The organism is Alistipes sp. CAG:29, from assembly GCF_000435435.1.
GTDB classification, from domain to species: Bacteria; Bacteroidota; Bacteroidia; order Bacteroidales; family Rikenellaceae; genus Alistipes; species Alistipes onderdonkii.
The window spans coordinates 1-15,730 of sequence record NZ_FR893459.1 but is presented as its reverse complement, the minus strand read 5'-3'; the positions used below and the strand labels follow the sequence as shown (position 1 = coordinate 15,730).

The 15,730-nt window shown below is 54.6% G+C and carries 16 protein-coding genes; 4 read left to right on the top strand and 12 right to left on the bottom strand.

Annotated features, from left to right (window positions below; genetic code table 11):
• From uvrA to QVP03_RS06330, 3 genes are all read right to left on the bottom strand, one after another.
• Nucleotides 1–2,485: excinuclease ABC subunit UvrA (gene uvrA / locus QVP03_RS06340; protein ID WP_288210683.1), on the bottom strand; the 2,485-nt coding region annotated here is incomplete at its 3' end.
• A 103-nt stretch (nucleotides 2,486–2,588) separates the two neighbouring features.
• Nucleotides 2,589–3,353, bottom strand: a complete 765-nt coding sequence (locus QVP03_RS06335; RefSeq protein ID WP_018695442.1) for a nitrilase-related carbon-nitrogen hydrolase — start codon at nucleotides 3,351–3,353, stop codon at nucleotides 2,589–2,591.
• A gap of 415 nt (nucleotides 3,354–3,768) precedes the next feature.
• The gene (locus QVP03_RS06330; protein ID WP_022332680.1) at nucleotides 3,769–5,595 is read right to left on the bottom strand and encodes a CocE/NonD family hydrolase; all 1,827 of its coding nucleotides are present in this window, start codon (nucleotides 5,593–5,595) and stop codon (nucleotides 3,769–3,771) included.
• A 214-nt stretch (nucleotides 5,596–5,809) separates the two neighbouring features.
• On the opposite strand from QVP03_RS06330, the gene QVP03_RS06325 reads away from it, so the two are divergent.
• Entirely contained in the window at nucleotides 5,810–6,649 is an 840-nt protein-coding gene (locus QVP03_RS06325) for a CvfB family protein (RefSeq protein ID WP_022332679.1), read from the top strand.
• Nucleotides 6,649–7,413, top strand: coding sequence for a class I SAM-dependent methyltransferase (locus QVP03_RS06320; RefSeq protein WP_117506653.1), 765 nt, complete (start codon nucleotides 6,649–6,651; stop codon nucleotides 7,411–7,413). Before QVP03_RS06325 ends, QVP03_RS06320 begins: the two co-directional genes overlap by 1 nt.
• A gap of 106 nt (nucleotides 7,414–7,519) precedes the next feature.
• Here QVP03_RS06320 and QVP03_RS06315 read toward each other — a convergent pair whose 3' ends face one another.
• From QVP03_RS06315 to QVP03_RS06305, 3 genes are all read right to left on the bottom strand, one after another.
• A complete protein-coding gene (locus tag QVP03_RS06315) occupies nucleotides 7,520–7,741 on the bottom strand; it encodes a DUF2795 domain-containing protein (protein WP_009597992.1) in 222 nt (73 codons plus the stop codon).
• Between the two features lie 161 nt (nucleotides 7,742–7,902).
• Nucleotides 7,903–8,454 (bottom strand): cob(I)yrinic acid a,c-diamide adenosyltransferase, encoded by a 552-nt coding sequence (locus QVP03_RS06310; RefSeq protein ID WP_022332677.1) that lies wholly within the window; start codon nucleotides 8,452–8,454, stop codon nucleotides 7,903–7,905.
• Nucleotides 8,455–9,710: 1,256 nt separating this feature from the next.
• Nucleotides 9,711–10,145, bottom strand: a complete 435-nt coding sequence (locus QVP03_RS06305; protein ID WP_022332675.1) for a hypothetical protein — start codon at nucleotides 10,143–10,145, stop codon at nucleotides 9,711–9,713.
• Between the two features lie 485 nt (nucleotides 10,146–10,630).
• Between QVP03_RS06305 and QVP03_RS06300 the strand changes: the two genes are divergently transcribed.
• Both QVP03_RS06300 and QVP03_RS06295 read left to right on the top strand, forming a co-directional pair.
• Nucleotides 10,631–10,864 carry a DUF4160 domain-containing protein gene (locus tag QVP03_RS06300; RefSeq protein ID WP_022332674.1) on the top strand — a complete coding sequence of 78 codons (234 nt, stop codon included), beginning with the start codon at nucleotides 10,631–10,633 and terminating at the stop codon, nucleotides 10,862–10,864.
• Between the two features lie 11 nt (nucleotides 10,865–10,875).
• Nucleotides 10,876–11,292: a DUF2442 domain-containing protein gene (locus tag QVP03_RS06295; protein WP_022332673.1), complete on the top strand. Its 417-nt coding sequence runs from the start codon at nucleotides 10,876–10,878 to the stop codon at nucleotides 11,290–11,292.
• A gap of 31 nt (nucleotides 11,293–11,323) precedes the next feature.
• On the opposite strand, the gene QVP03_RS06290 is transcribed toward QVP03_RS06295, so the two are convergent.
• The 6 genes from QVP03_RS06290 to QVP03_RS06265 all read right to left on the bottom strand — a co-directional run bounded on the left by QVP03_RS06290 (nucleotide 11,324) and on the right by QVP03_RS06265 (nucleotide 15,036).
• A complete protein-coding gene (locus QVP03_RS06290; RefSeq protein WP_288210682.1) occupies nucleotides 11,324–11,602 on the bottom strand; it encodes a hypothetical protein in 279 nt (92 codons plus the stop codon).
• Between the two features lie 779 nt (nucleotides 11,603–12,381).
• Nucleotides 12,382–12,873, bottom strand: coding sequence for a DUF7841 family protein (locus QVP03_RS06285; RefSeq protein ID WP_288210681.1), 492 nt, complete (start codon nucleotides 12,871–12,873; stop codon nucleotides 12,382–12,384).
• A 407-nt stretch (nucleotides 12,874–13,280) separates the two neighbouring features.
• Nucleotides 13,281–13,718 carry a hypothetical protein gene (locus tag QVP03_RS06280; RefSeq protein WP_022332670.1) on the bottom strand — a complete coding sequence of 146 codons (438 nt, stop codon included), beginning with the start codon at nucleotides 13,716–13,718 and terminating at the stop codon, nucleotides 13,281–13,283.
• Nucleotides 13,719–13,744: 26 nt separating this feature from the next.
• Nucleotides 13,745–13,933, bottom strand: coding sequence for a hypothetical protein (locus tag QVP03_RS06275; protein WP_022332669.1), 189 nt, complete (start codon nucleotides 13,931–13,933; stop codon nucleotides 13,745–13,747).
• 193 nt (nucleotides 13,934–14,126) lie between these two features.
• Nucleotides 14,127–14,471, bottom strand: a complete 345-nt coding sequence (locus QVP03_RS06270) for a hypothetical protein (protein ID WP_022332667.1) — start codon at nucleotides 14,469–14,471, stop codon at nucleotides 14,127–14,129.
• Nucleotides 14,472–14,544: 73 nt separating this feature from the next.
• Nucleotides 14,545–15,036, bottom strand: a complete 492-nt coding sequence (locus tag QVP03_RS06265; RefSeq protein ID WP_022332666.1) for a hypothetical protein — start codon at nucleotides 15,034–15,036, stop codon at nucleotides 14,545–14,547.
• Between the last annotated feature and the right edge of the window lie 694 nt (nucleotides 15,037–15,730).

The window sequence follows — 15,730 nt, the reverse complement described above, 5'->3', positions numbered from 1 at the left end:
GCGTCGTACAGGGCTGTCCGAGCGTAAGGTAGCCGAGGCCGACCTCCTGGATGGCACGGAGTTTCTGGTGGATGGCAGGGATATTCTCGAAGAACTCCACAGCCATGTTGACCGTCATGTTCAGCACGTCGTCGATATTCTTGCCTTTGTATTTCACTTCGAGCGTCTCGCGGTTGTAACGGTGTCCCCCGCATGCCTTGCAACGCACGTAGACGTCGGGCAGGAAATTCATCTCGATGGTCTGGACGCCCGCGCCGCGGCACTCCTCGCAGCGGCCGCCCTTGACGTTGAACGAGAAGCGCCCCGCCTTGAAGCCGCGGATCTGGGCATCGGGCGTCATTTCGAACAGTTTGCGGATGTCGGAAAAAACGTTCGAATAGGTCGCCGGGTTGCTGCGCGGCGTACGGCCGATGGGCGACTGGTCGACGACGATCAGTTTGTCGATATGTCCGATGCCTTCGACGCTGTCGTATTCGAGCGGCTGCCCGAAGGAGCGGTAGAGCTCCTTCGAAAGGATCGGGCGCAGCGTCTCGTTGACGAGCGTCGACTTGCCGGAACCGCTGACGCCCGTCACACAGATGAATTTGCCGAGCGGGAATTCGGCCGTGACGTTCTTGAGGTTGTTGCCCCGCGCCCCGCGGATCACGATGCACTGCCCCGTGCCTTTGCGGAGCGTTTCGGGAATCCCGATACGGCGGCGTCCGGTGAGGTAGTCGGCCGTGATGGAATCGGAACGCAGGATGTCGTCGATCGTACCCGCGGCCATGATATGCCCGCCCTTGCGCCCCGCACGGGGGCCGACGTCGACGATGAAGTCGGCGGCACGCATCATGTCCTCGTCGTGTTCGACGACGATCACCGAGTTGCCGGCATCGCGCAACTCCTCCAGGCTGCGGATCAGGCGCCGGTTGTCGCGCTGGTGCAGGCCGATCGAGGGCTCGTCGAGGATATAAAGCACGTTGACCAGCTTCGAGCCGATCTGCGTGGCGAGGCGGATACGCTGGCTCTCGCCGCCCGAGAGCGAACGCGACGAACGCGACAGCGACAGGTAGCCCAACCCCACGTCCATCAGGAAGCGCAGGCGCTCGCGGATCTCCTTGACGACCTCCTGTGCGATCTTCCACTCCTTGTCGTCCATATAATCCTCGATGTGCGCCACCCATTCCGAAAATTCGGAGATCGACATGGCCGACACGTCGGCGATGCTCTTGCCGCCGATGCGGAACTGGAGCGCCTCCTTCTTGAGGCGCGAACCGCCGCAGACCGAACATTTGCGGTAGACGAGGAACTGCTCGCGCCATTTCTGGCCGCGTTTGGAGTCCTCGTCTTCGGTACGGCCTATATATTCGGCAACGCCCTCCCACGAGACGAGGTGGTTGCCGCCCGAAGAACTGAACTCCGAGAGGTTGATGGTCAACGGCTCGGAATCGCCGTACAACACCGCATTCAGCCCCGGCTCGGGCAGCGACCCGACGGGGTCGTCGAGCGTGAAATCGTAACGCCGCCCCAGCATTTCGAGAATGGCGAAAAGCATGTTGTTGCGGTATTTGCCCAGCGGTTCGACGGCGCCCTCGCGCAGCGAAAGCCCCATGTCGGGAATGATCTTCCCGACGTCGAAGACGGCTTCCTCGCCCAGCCCGTTGCAATGCGGGCAGGCGCCCTGGGGCGAGTTGAACGAGAAGGTATGCGGCGCGGGGTCTTCGAACGCGATGCCCGTCGAGGGGCACATCAGGTGGCGGGAGTAGAAGCGCTGCTGTTCGGTACCGTAGTCGTAGACGGCCATCGTACCCTTGCCCTGGCGCAGAGACTCCCTGAGCGAGGTCATCACCCGGTCGCGGGCCTCCTCGCCGACGACCAGGCGGTCGACCACCAGGTCGATGGTGTGTATCTTGTACCGGTCGAGGCGCATACCGGCCGAAATCTCGCGGATCTCGCCGTCGATACGGGCATAGATATACCCCTTTTTGGCCAGCGACTCGAACAGTTCGCGGTAATGCCCCTTGCGGCCTTTGACGATGGGAGCCATCAGGGCGATCTTGCGCCCCGTGAAGCCCGTCATGATGAGCCCGGCGATCTGCTCGTCGGTATAATGCACCATCTCCTCGCCCGTGACGGGTGAATAGGCGCGCGACGCGCGCGCGTACAGCAGACGCAGGAAATCGTTGATCTCGGTCACGGTACCCACCGTGGAACGGGGATTTTTGTTGGTGGTCTTCTGCTCGATGGCGACCACGGGGCTCAGGCCCGTAATCTTGTCGACATCGGGACGCTCCATCGTCCCCACGAACTGGCGGGCATAGGTAGAAAGCGTCTCCATGTAGCGGCGCTGTCCCTCGGCATAGATCGTGTCGAACGCCAGGGACGACTTACCCGAACCGGAAAGGCCGGTTATGACTACCAGTTTACGGCGCGGGATCTCCAGATCGACGTTTTTCAGGTTGTGAACCCGGGCTCCCAGTATTTTGATCGTGTCTTCTTTCATCATCGTAGTCAAACGTACCGGAAGCCCCGTTTAGTGTGCGGGCTCTCCGGCGCGAATATCGTACAAAGATAGCGCATACCGGGGGCAATACCAAATTTTTCGGAAATCAGAATTCCAGTTCGAAGCCGTCGGCATCCATCCACGCCGGGAACTCCTCCCTGAAAGCCGCCTGCGCCTCGGAGTCGAATTCGGCGACGAGGGTCTGCTCCCGCTCACCGGCATCGGCCAGCGTGGCGCCACGGAAGTCGACGAGCGCCGAATCGCCCGCATAGGAGGCATCGGGATCCGTGCCCACGCGGTTTACGCCCGCCAGGTAGCACTGGTTTTCGATGGCCCGCGCCCGCAGCAGCGTACGCCACACCTCGCGGCGGTCGTCCGCCCACGAGGCGCTGCACAGAATGGCATCGTAATCGCCCCGGTTGCGGCTCCACACCGGGAAGCGCAGGTCGTAGCAGATCAGCAGCAGGAACCGGAACCCCATATATTCCACCACCACGCGGCGGTTTCCCGGAGTATAGTCGCGCGCTTCGCCGCCGGGACGAAACAGGTGCCGCTTGTCGTACCAGGCAACCCCGCCCGAAGGCTTCACGAAAAACATCCGGTTGCGGAACTCCCCGTTTTCGGCGATGACGACGCTGCCCACGACAGCTTTGCCGTATTGTGCCGCCCAGCGCCGCATGGTCGTGGCGACAAGCCCGTCGGCAGGCTCGGCGACACGGGCGGGGCGCAGTTTGAACCCCGTGGCGAACATTTCGGGCAGCACGGCAATATCAGCATCGGCCGCCGCGACGATAGGCTCCAGACGTTCCAGGTTCCGGGCGGTATGTTCCCATTCCATGTCGACCTGGCAGACAGCAACACGTATTTTCATAGAAAAACTCCGTTTTGTAAACAAATATATAAAATTTTCTTACAGATCGCACCTGCGGGAATAAAAAACATGGAGGTTTGTAAGGCAGGGCGGCAACAAAAGGAACCGGGCATACAAAACGGACACACAGGGCGGCACCCTTGCGGCAGTGCATACGGTTCGGCGATGAAAAGCAATGCGGGAAACAGGGCGCAGGCAGCCGGGGGCAACCGGCCGAAGCGGACGGCCTTGAGGACGACCTGTCCAGACAACCTATCCAAACAATCTGCCCAGACAACCTATCCAAACGACCGGACGCAACCGGGCAAACGGACTTACACTGACGACCGGACGCGGGTTGTCAACAGGACAATAGCGGACAGGCAAAACGACCGGACGGAGACAGGCACGGGCGGCCGACGCCGACCTGTACGCCTCAATGCGCCCCCAACCGCCACACCGTGACCGACGAGGCATTGCCGCGCTGGTGCAGCAGCGAAATCCGGCAGGGCACGAAATCCGAAGCCCAGCAGTTCCAGACGTCGACGAACTGCTGGGGATTGCGTTCGGCAAGCGGGAACCAGGTGCTTTGTACCTGCACCATGATGCGGTGTCCGGCGCGGAACGTATGGGCGATGTCCGTCATCCGGAAAGGCACCCGCGCCGGAACACCGGGCGTAAACGCCTCGGGACGCGAGAAACTGCGGCGGTAGCGGCCGCGCATGATGTCGCCCCGCACGAGCATCCGGTAGCCCGGCAGCGGATCGTCCTCGGGGAAAAGGTCGATCAGCTTGACCACGAAATCGGCATCGGTCGTCGAAAGCGTCACCTCCAAGTCGGCATCGACCGGGCCGACGAGGGTCATATCCTCTTCGAGAGGCTCCGAAACGAACGTCAGCACGTCGGAACGGCCGGACAGGAAACGCTGGTCGGCGACCATATACTCTTTGGGACGGCGCAGACCGGAAACCTCGCAGTACGGCACGGGATCGGAAGGATCGGAGACATAGGTACTTGCGGATGTTTTGGCCGTCGGGCGCCGGGTATCGAGGATGCCGCCGCCGGCGAGGTACAACGTCAGTTTCCGGGCCCCGCGCGACAGAAAGCGGCCGAAAGTATGCCAGCGGTTGTCCCCCGAGGAAAAGACCGCGGCGGCCGGCAACGGAGCCGCTTCGTCCGTATTGCCGTCGCGGAGGTAGTGGTCGAAGAACGGCACCTCGAAATGCTCCATATAATATTCCCACGAGGCATCGCTGCCGAAATCGAACGCCCCGAGCGTCCGGCCGCCGTTACGCCACGCCCCATGCGCCCACGGGCCCACGACCAGATGGCACGGCGTCGAAGGGCTCTGCCTGTTCAGGGCCCGGTAGAGGTTCCACGCCCCGAAGCAGTCCTCGGCATCGAACGTCCCGCCGACGATGAGCACCGCGGGCTGGACGTTGTAACAGGCACGGCGCAGGTCGCGTTCCTGCCACCAGGCGTCGTAATCGGGATGCGCGGACATCTCTTCCCAGAAGGGGTTGGGTTTCAGCAGCCCGGTAAGTTCCGCAAGCGCCGTATGCTCCAGGAAGAACGTCCGCTCGTCGGGCTGGGTCTGCCGGGACATGGAGGGCATTTTCGCGGCCGGAACACGTCCGGGAGGGGTATTCATGCTGCTCAGGAAGCGGTAGGAGTCGGTGAGCATCAGCACCCCGTTGTGATGCACGTCGTCGCCCATGAACCAATCGGTGACGGGAGCCTGCGGAGAGACGGCCTTCACGGCGGGATGGCCGCAAAGGCCGCCCATCATGGCGTAGAACCCCGGATAGGAACACCCGGCGAATCCCACCCGGCCGTTGTTGTGCGGGATGTGCCTGACCAGCCAGTCGACCGTGTCGTAGCTGTCGGTCGTCTCGTCGGTCTCACCGCTGCCGGCGGGCCGGACATGCTCGAAGTCGCCCTCGCTCATATAGCGCCCCCGGACATCCTGCATGACGATGATATAGCCGCGGTCGACGTAGCTGCGCAGATAGCCTTTCTCAAACCCCTGCGGGAAGCGTCCGGCACCATAGGGCCCGCAGCCGTAAGGCGTACGAAAAATGATGACGGGGGCTTCGCCGGGCGCCTTGGGCGTATAGACCGCCGTGTAGAGGGCTACGCTGTCACGCATTGCGATGCGGTACTCGGCCTTGTCGTACAGCTCGGCGACGGGCTGCCCGGCAAAGGCCGCAACGGCGGCGAGCAGGCCGGTCAACAGGAGCGCGAAAAATCCACGGATTTTCATAGCAGGAAGGTTAAGGTTCGTTTTCGAAAGTTACGCTTTTTTCCGCAAACGCCCAAAAGTCGGCACGAACGGGGAGTACGGATCGGTGCTGCCCGATCCCACTGACTCCCGAAAAGGGATGCGGCCGCTCCCGCACCGCGGAACTTGGCCGGGAAAGTTGCAATCCCGCGAAAATAAACGTACTTTTGCAGGCGGTCAATTCCGCAATAACGATATGCTCAGAGCAGGACGCACCCAGAAACTTACCGTAAGCCGTGTTTCGGACTACGGATTATACCTTACGGACGAGGAACAGAACGAGGTTCTGCTGCCCAACCGTTATATATCCCTCACAGACAAACCCGGCGACGAAAAGGAGGTTTTCGTTTACCACGACTCGGAAGACCGCCTCGTTGCGACTACCGAAACGCCGCTGCTCCGCGCCGGAGAGGCGGGTTACCTGCGCGTGGTGGACAAGACCGTGCACGGGGCATTCCTCGACTGGGGATTGCATGGCAAAGACCTCTTCCTGCCCAACCGCAACCAGCAGGGCGGCATCCTCGCGGGACGGAGCTACATCGTATACCTCTATGAAGACAGCATCACGGGGCGCTGCGTGGCGACCACCAAGCTCAAGGGCTTCATCAACAACGACCTGATCACGGTGGAACCGCGCCAGGAGGTAGACCTGCTGGTCGCCTCGGAAAGCCCGATCGGTTACCGCGTGATCGTCAACAACCGCCATTGGGGCATGCTATACCGCAACCAGGTATTCCGCCCCGTAGCCATCGGCGACCGCATGAAGGGATACGTCCGCAAAATCACCGAGGACAACCGTATCGACGTGAGCCTCCAACAGGAAGGATATGCGCAGGTCAAGGATTCGGCAGAGGTTTTGCTGCAACTGGTGATCGGCAACGGCGGGCACTTGCCGTTGAACGACGACAGTTCCCCGGAGGAGGTGAAACGCCTTACGGAGATGAGCAAAAAGGTCTTCAAACGCTCGCTGGGCGTGCTGATGAAACGCGGCGCGGTCGAAGTGGGCGAAGACGGGATAAAAGTCAAACGGCAATAATGGGTAAAATGAACACGGCGGAACGGGTTTCGCGCGAGATGTCCGACAATTTCGTCTTCCAGCGGTCGCTGCTGGCTTACCATGCCGCGGCGCAGCGCATCGGCGGCGACGTATTGGAGATCGGCACGGGGGCGGGTTACGGTATCGAGGTGGTGGCACCCCATGCACGGAGTTTCATCACGGTGGACAAATTCGCCCCGGCAGCGGAGCTTACGCGGCATCCGCATGTCGAATTCCACCAGGCCGTAGTGCCGCCGCTGGCATTCGCGGCCAACAGTTTCGATTTCGTGATCTCGTTCCAGGTGATCGAGCATATAAAGCAGGACGTCGAATTGGTGCGCGAAGTGAAACGGGTACTTAAACCGGGCGGCAAGTTCATCGTGACAACCCCCAATGCACCGATGTCGCTCACCCGCAACCCATGGCACGTACGGGAATATACGGCGGAACAGCTGCAAAACCTGCTGGAGCATGAATTCCGCTCGGTCGAAGCCCTCGGAGTCGCAGGCAACGGGAAAGTCATGGCCTACTACGAACAGAACCGCCGCAGCGTGGCACGCATCACGCGCTTCGACATCCTGGATCTCCAGCACCGCCTGCCCCGCCGCCTGCTCCAGCTACCCTACGACATCCTGAACCGGATCAACCGCCGGAAGCTGCTGAAGGCAAATACCGACCTCACGTCCTCGATCCGGATGGAGGATTACCGCATCTGCCCGGTGTCGGACGATTGTTTCGACCTGTTTTACGTGGCCGAAAAATAGCCGCTGAGCACCCTCGGATTACAATCGGTTTACTATAAAAAAGAGCAAGCAGCCTCATGCGGGGCTGCTTGCTCTTTTTAACGGCTCGTCCGAGCGCTCGTCATGTTTAATATTCCTCTTCGTTGAAGAAGAAATCGTCTTTCGACGGGTAGTCGGGCCAAATATCTTCGATAGATTCGTAAATCTCACCCTCGTCCTCTATTTCCTGCAGATTTTCGAGCACTTCGAGAGGCGCACCCGAACGCACGGCATAGTCAATCAGTTCATCTTTCGTAGCGGGCCAGGGAGCATCTTCCAGCTTCGATGCCAATTCAAGTGTCCAGTACATAGTTCCAAGTTTTTAAGTTCCCAAATATCAGCGGATTAACATCAGGCAATAATCGCTATTCCGCTATCACTGATTTGCAAAAGTATAAAAAAAACGAGAAAAACAAAGAAAAAATTACAAAACATCCATGCGCACGCATCAATAAACTGGAATACAAAGCTTTATGGAATCCACAAGGTCTCCTCGACGCCGTAATGCTCTGTGAGCGTGCGCCCGAGCAGATAGAAATAGTCGGAAAGGCGGTCCAGCCACATCAGCACGATGGCATCCGTGCCGTATTTTTCATCGGCACGCAACGCGGCACGCTCGGCACGCCGGCAGACCGTACGGCACACGTGGCACATCGAAACGACGGCGTTGCCGCCCGGGATCGTGAATTTGTCGATCGGTTTGAGCGCGTCCTGCATCGCGTCGATACGGCCTTCGAGCCAGTTGACGGCCTCGGGAGCCAGCGGCGCGACCTTCCCGCATCCTGTTTTCCCGCACGCCAGCAATGCCTCGACGGTCATCAGGCGTGACAGGATACGGTTCAGGTCGTCGACATAGGGCGACAGCGCAGCTTCCGCACGCATGTTGTCGCAGAGCAAAGCCGCAAATGCTGCCAATTCGTCCACCGTGCCGTAAGCCTCGACCCGTTCGTCGGTCTTGAAAACCCGTTCGCCGCCGACAAGGGAGGTCGTTCCCTTATCGCCTTTTTTCGTGTATACTTTCATATCCGAAAATTATTGTGAAATCATTAAACAATTAATATTCAAACAAATAAACCAAATAATGCGCTACCAATAGTAACAAACAAGAAACAAATTTATAAAAACGCGCTATCGACAATAATGCCCTGCCAAAGATAATTATTTTTCATGAACTCCCCGACCTGTTCAACCGGAACGCACCAGCACCCTATCAAATTTTATAGCAAATTCATAAAATCGTTAAAAGTTGGCTTTTTTGAAAAAAGTTCCGTGTGTGTAAAGCCGTGCCCGGCGAGGTTTGCAGCGCGTAAAATAATAAAATATCACCCCCTACCCCCTCTCGCCTATGCGCCGTTGTTGCCCCTACTCGTGCCTTCTGTTCGCACTTCGCGCGTGCGGCGCGGTACTGCCGCCTCACCGCATACATGCAGCGTATAGGCCTATAATGCATTCGGCCAACTTGCCCGCCTGCGACAACTGCCGGGCCAGTGCTTACCGCCGCACGATGCGACCAGCTGCACGCCGTCCGCATTGGTGCCAGGGGAAGGGGCTTCCAGCTGTACGACCGCGAAGCGTTACCAACCATCCAGCCAAGAACCGGACAAATAGAACACACAAAAGCGGGCCGGCATAAGCCGGCCCGCCGCCGTGGCATATGGCGCCACCCGTGGAAGGTAAGAGATACTAATTACATTCGTGTATATCTATTCGCCCAAGTGCGGAAACCTCGACAATATAGCCCGTGTTCGTTTGGTGCACTGCTTCCACACGTAACGTAAAGCGGAACAGAAGCCAGCAGGAAAAGGCAGTGAGCACCACCAGCGCGGCGGCCTTTATGGTATTGTTAGTGCTTTTCATGGTTCGAGTATATTATATTAAGTATGAATAATGCCCAATCTATCGAGCGGCGCGCCTCTTCTCACTGATATAGTAGCAATTAAATTCGTCATAAAGGTTACCATTTTTTGCCCTTTCCCGAATTGTATTTCGTTCTTCTTCGCTGTTGCATAGTATTTCAACGGGTCGCGGCTCGTGGTAGTCTGAGAGCCGCACGCCGTATACCTGAACGGCATACAATGTAAGTTTATAATTCTGATTCATTATTTCCGGGGTTATTATGCTGTATAATCGTGCGCGTATCCTATCAGCCTCCAGTTAGACCCATCGAACCAAATGCGGCGGTAAATTGTAGCAAGTTTCACGGGGTGCACCTCGTAGGCGCAATATATTGCCCATAATTCACGGGCGGCCTCTTTTCTTGTTTTCATGGCTTTCGGGGGTTAGCAAATACAAGACATTAACATTCTATATGCCTGGAAATACGCGCGGGCCTGCACGTCCTGCCAGCCCTCCCGATCGTTGGGGGCTTTGTTGCCGTTGTCGGTGCGTTTTAACTCCGAGGGAGTGCAGAGGTTTTTTGCTATATCCCCGTCGTAGATCAGCGCGCCCCCGCCATAACAATAGGCGTTCCAGTCGTCCGCACCGTTTAATAATGTTTCTTCATTGAGTTCCGGAATTGGTCGGCCGTTGTTATCGCAATACTCGCAAATGTCTATGTAGCTTCTCAGCAGATTGAGCGCAAAACCTTTCACGCCTCGATCCCAGCACGACCGCGTTTTAACGGCTTCCAGACGTGCCCGGATTTCATTTACTTCGTTCTTCCAGTTGTTGGAGTTGTTCGCAGCAGTAGCCGCGTTGTTCGATTGGTTTTTCATAGTTGTTAAGCATTTTTCGAGAAACAGAAAAAAGCGGCGTCTCTCTTACCCGCTGCTTAACAACTTTAGAAGGTGCTTGCGTCGTCATTACAACAAACGCACGGGGTGAAACGCCGCCTATACTGGCTATATGTGCATAAAAAATGCACCTTAATTCGGTGCCGTGGCACCTTCTATCATTGTTAAGCACTACAAAGATAGATATATTTTTCGAACAAACAAATATTTTTCGGATTTTTTTGCGAAATTTTTTACACAGATCAAAAAATATTAGACCACCTTAGGCATCGGTGTCTAAAGTGGTCTAATTTGAATGAAAAAACTATAAAGTAAAAAAACAAAAATAACACTTCGTGCTCCAGGAGCACGAAGTGTTACAAAGTGTGACAGCTGATAGTTACATAGATAATAATGTAATAAAATCGGCGTTTTATTTGCGGGTCTCAAATATTAGACCTATATTTGTTGTAAATAAATGAAAAAACATGCCTACAATTTTAGAAATATTCGGGCTTCGATTCTATTTCTATTCGGACGAGCATTTACCGATACATGTACATATAGAGCACGGCGGGAACGATGCAAAAGTAGAAATATCAACCCGTAAAATAATATACAACCGTGGAATAAAGGCAAACGATATGCGCCGGGCGTTGGAAATTATAGAACTATATGAGGCGGAAATTATCGCTAAATGGTACGAATATTTTGACAAATAAATATTAATAACATGGAACGAATTTCGAAAATACAGTTTGAAGGCGGCCGTATATATATGGCGGCCGATACGGGCAAAATCTATTCGCGTCCCTTGGAAGCGTTTCCAGCACTCAAAGAAGCCACCGACGAACAGCGCGCGAAATATACTATAAATAAATATGGGGACGCGATCCGATGGCCGGAAATTGATGAAGATATACATATATCGAATTTTTACGAAACCGCGGAACCGGAACCAGACAACGCGATAGCGCGGGCGTTCAATCGGTTCCCGTGGTTGAATGTATCAGAAATTGCGCGACGGATAGGTATACATAAATCGTTGTTATCTAAATACATTTACGGCACGAAAAAGCCATCCAAACAACGGGAAGCGGATATATTAGACGCCCTGCGGGAAATGGGGCGGGAATTAGCAAATATATGAAAAATACGGCAAAACTATGATAACAACGAATCTAGAAAACTTGCAAAACGACATAGAAAAATATTTTAATACTGTCGTAAACGATTCCGAAATAGTGATCGCCGCCCAGGCCGACGGCATAGGCGTCGTAATTATGCCGTTTGAGGAGTACAACAAAATGACGTTGAACGCTGGGCGGGTTATTGATCCAAGCCACAAATGAAAGCATAACCCCAAAGGAAAGGACAGAAAGGCGGGGAAATTCCCCGCTTTTTTCATGCCCGGGGTTCGCTGCCGCTTTTGTCGCGAATATTTGCAAAATTTGCGACATTCGCAGCCATGAACGTTTGCAGCGACATTCGCAAAGTTGCGAGCATCCGCAGAGCCTCGGACATTCGCAAAGATATTCGCAGTCACATTCGCAAAGTTTTTTCACCCTGGCCACATTCGCAGGGATTCGCAGCCGCGGACATTCGTAGGCGCATTCGCAGCCCGCGCAGCTGCTTTTCGTACTCACAGCAACCCGAATTCCGTTTACCTCAACATTCGTAGCCCAATCAAAGAAAACCCCGGCTGTCCTTCGCAGGAGACCGGGGGCGAATGCCTGCGTCCAGGCTATATACTATGTTAACACCATAAGTGGTGTCTGTAAGATACAACTTTATTCATAATATAGCAAATCTAAAATTCCCAATATTATATATTATATGTCACGATACCGCCATCAGCATCCGCCCGGCAGTCGACTGAGACGGCAAAATAAAACCAATAGGACAATTTCAATCATCCTGTCGGTATTTCCCCTTAGAATAATTTAAACCAACAGAACAATCTAAAGCTGTCAGGAAAAAAACGGTTTTGAAATTTTGCCGCAAAAACATCTTCGAAAAACGCCGGAGAAAAACGATTTCAAAATTTCGATAGAAAAAACAATTTGGAAAAACGCCGGATAAAAACGGTTTCAAAATTCCGACAGAAAAAACGGTCTGGAAATTTTCACCGGCAAAAACGCTTTCGAAAAACGCCAGACACAAAAACGATTCTGAAATAAAACGGGTTCAAAAAAACGACGATGCCAGAAGCACCGCCGTAAAACGATATCCTATCGCCTTATAGCCCGAAATAAGGCCTGGCGAACCGCGGCCTATCCGGGTCTTTCAGTTTTTCGACCGCCATTTTATAGACGACCTTCGGCATGTCAGCCTCAGACACAACTTCTGAAAGCGATTTAGCATGATCGGAGTAGATCATATTTGCTGTCGCCCACAGCGCGTATTTATTGTAATACGGCGCTTCCTGCATCTGGCTACCAAGGGACGTTACGACCGCCTCGAATTGCGGCATCGGCCATTTGGGGCCTTTCGTTCCGCTCTGGTTGACAAGCCCCGAGACCACCTGCTCCGCCTCTTCGGGCGAAAGATAGTTATGCCACTCCGAGGCTTCGATCTTATCGAGCCATTTCTGGGCCATTTTGGGCTGCATGGTTGCCATCTGTTTGAATCCCCACGCGTCGGCACACATGAGCATTCTCATTTTGTCCGGGTCTTTCGATGCGGCGATCTTTGCCACCAATTCATCGAATCTGCTTTGCATCTCTTCCATAGTTTCAGCAGTTGTGACACCCGCTGTTAAAGCGAGGTATCGGTTTGTAAATCGTTCTCGTTATTCTCGGCCGGGTGATTTTCGTCCCGGCCGGGGTGTTTTGCTCCTGCCCCTGCTTCGGGGGCTCCGGTTTGCTCTTTGCCATATTACATCGTATTTTATCGAAAGCCACGCAAGCAGCAATCCGAACCAGTTGGATAAATATGCGACGATGAAGGATAGCGCAACAGCCTCCATGAAGTCGTGACCGGAGAGTAGTAACACGACGAGTGTTCCCCACATCGAACAACACATAGGACACTTGGCAATGTCGCCGCAGACAGCATATGCCTTCTCGATAAATCCCATATGATGCGCCAAAGCGATCACGATCATAGAAACTGTTGCTACGACTATCCCGGTAATCATCACGCAGGGGTTGATGTTGCCACAGTGATCGCCAGCGGCGTTTCCGAAACGAAGGCCCGCGAGCAGACTTGACACGGAGCCGCTGCCACAGCATTCGTCGCCGCGCCTGCCTCGATTGTTACCGTCGGGGCGGAGGATGCCTGAATCGGAATCGTGAAATCCTGCGAAAGCGGTTGCTGCTTGGTGCAATTGCAACCTCCGTTACACGGAACGTAGGCAATGATGCCCTCAACGTGAATCGTCGCCATGTACTGATCCGCCCCTACCTGTGCCACGGATTTCAATGAAAATTTCGGATCGAACACGGGGGTGCTCCCGGCACAGGTCGGAGTGCACAGCCGTTGCGAAATGTTTACCGCCACGAAATACGGCGATGCGACAGCCCCGGCCGCAAGGACGGGAGTGATGACTGCCGCGGGAATTTTGTTACAACTCATAATATGTTTTTTTTGGTTCACCCCTACTACATCTGATTTTCTTCCGCGCCGGGAGTGTAAGGCTCGGAGTCGGGTATTTCGAGCACCATGTTTTTCTCCATGGCAGCGATCTTTTGTTCCATCGCAGCGATACGCTGTTCGAAGGATTGCAGGAACATATTGTTGGCTTTGACAATCTCCTGCACGTTCAGAATAAGCTTATATAGTTCGTTCATCGTAAAAATGTTTTAACGAAAAAGTTGTCTTTGAATCTACTGAGGGCATCGATCAGCTTCCGAGCAGATACGATTATCCCCTGCTGATAGTTGGAGGATACAAAAGCGTGTGCAGCACGTTCTACCTCCCGGGCCTCTTCCTCGGATTCGGCATATATGTAGAATTCGATTTTATAGGGTTTCATAGCGGTTGTTACTGATTATCCGGAATTGGCGGAATATCAATCGGGGGAGCCGAAGCCAATGGAAGCGGCGCGCCGCCGCGGATCATTTGGAGGAAATTCCACCCTTCGATGATATCGCCTTTATGCTCGCCGATCCATCCGAACAAATCGTTTGCACCTGTTTTTATCTGCTCCACTACGGAAGCTTTTGCGGGATCGATATCAGGGAGGTTCGAAAGATCCTCGGCGATGAACCGATATAATTTCTCCGCCTTATCCACATCGTTCCCGCATGCTGCCAGACATGACATCTTCAATGATAATTTCGATGTTGCCCGTATCTGTGTAAGGTCGATCTGCGGCTTGCCAAACATATAGATACTATTTTAAAAGTCGATAAAAAGAAGGGAAGCAGAGATCGTACGGTTTCCGCCTCCCCGGCGCGGTTTAATTACCGCACGTGTTGCACGAGCACGGCATCGCCGGCTGATACAGTGCCACAGGCTGCGGGCATACCTGCCCGTTGCGTCCACTGTTGGCGATGATCGACAACGCCTCGGCAGTCGCAAGGGCATTGGCCCCGGCACCTGCCCCGGCACCTGCCCGTACATCGACGTACTGACTGATCGTAGGCGCATGGTTGTTCTGCCACGTTTCGCGCGACTGACGCTCGACAAGCGTCTGCGACGTGAGGATGTCGATGGCACTCTTGTTGCCGGCGGCCGCAGCTTCAGCGGCTTTCTGGCGAGCCTTCGACGCCTGGTTTACGCCCCAAAGTCCGGCAAGGGCCAGCAGCAGGGCGCCTCCGCCCAGGCCGGCCGCGAGACCGATACCCGTCGTAGCGGCACCGTGGCGACGACAGCCGTAGTCGTCGTAACCACGGCCGAATCCTCGATTTTCCAACGCCAAAAAATCGGCAGTCGTTAAGTTGGAATCCATAACTTGTTGTGAATAATCCGCCTCTTACCTCTTCGGCGATTGAGGTAGCATTTGAACTACACCACAAATATCACTACTTACCGACTGAATGCCAATCAGCTGTTTCCGATGCATTTTCTGATATTTTGCAAATATATTTTCACCATTTTGTTCGATTTTACCCGATCTTCGAAATGCGACAAAAGATAGCGTATAGCTGCCGGGGTCTTCCTCGCCTGTGTTGCAATCTGCCCCGGATATAACCCTTGTTCTTGTAAAAGTCGAAACAAAATACATCGTGCATCCACGACCTCCATGCTTTTACTTCGAGATAAAATCTGTTCACGGGAAACCTCGGTCTGTTGCGACACGACATCCAATACCCGGTTGAAAATTTCCGATTTGCACATATCCGATGTTTTTTATAGCTTTGTGATCTCTCTTACAAACAACTGGTGCCACAACACCGTGAGAGGCATATTTGCCCCTGCCGTGGTGTTGTGGCACCTTTGTCACCCGTGGAAGGTAAGAGAGACACGGGTGGAGGCGGGGGCTTTTTACGCCGGCCCCCATGCGGCATCCGCTACATGATATAGTTTCTTCGCCGAACATTATCCCGGATATCGGGATTGTATTCCTTGAAGGGGATGATGTCGTTATAAATTATCTTCATACCTGTCAGAATTGCCATAAAATAATACCTACTCCTACGCCG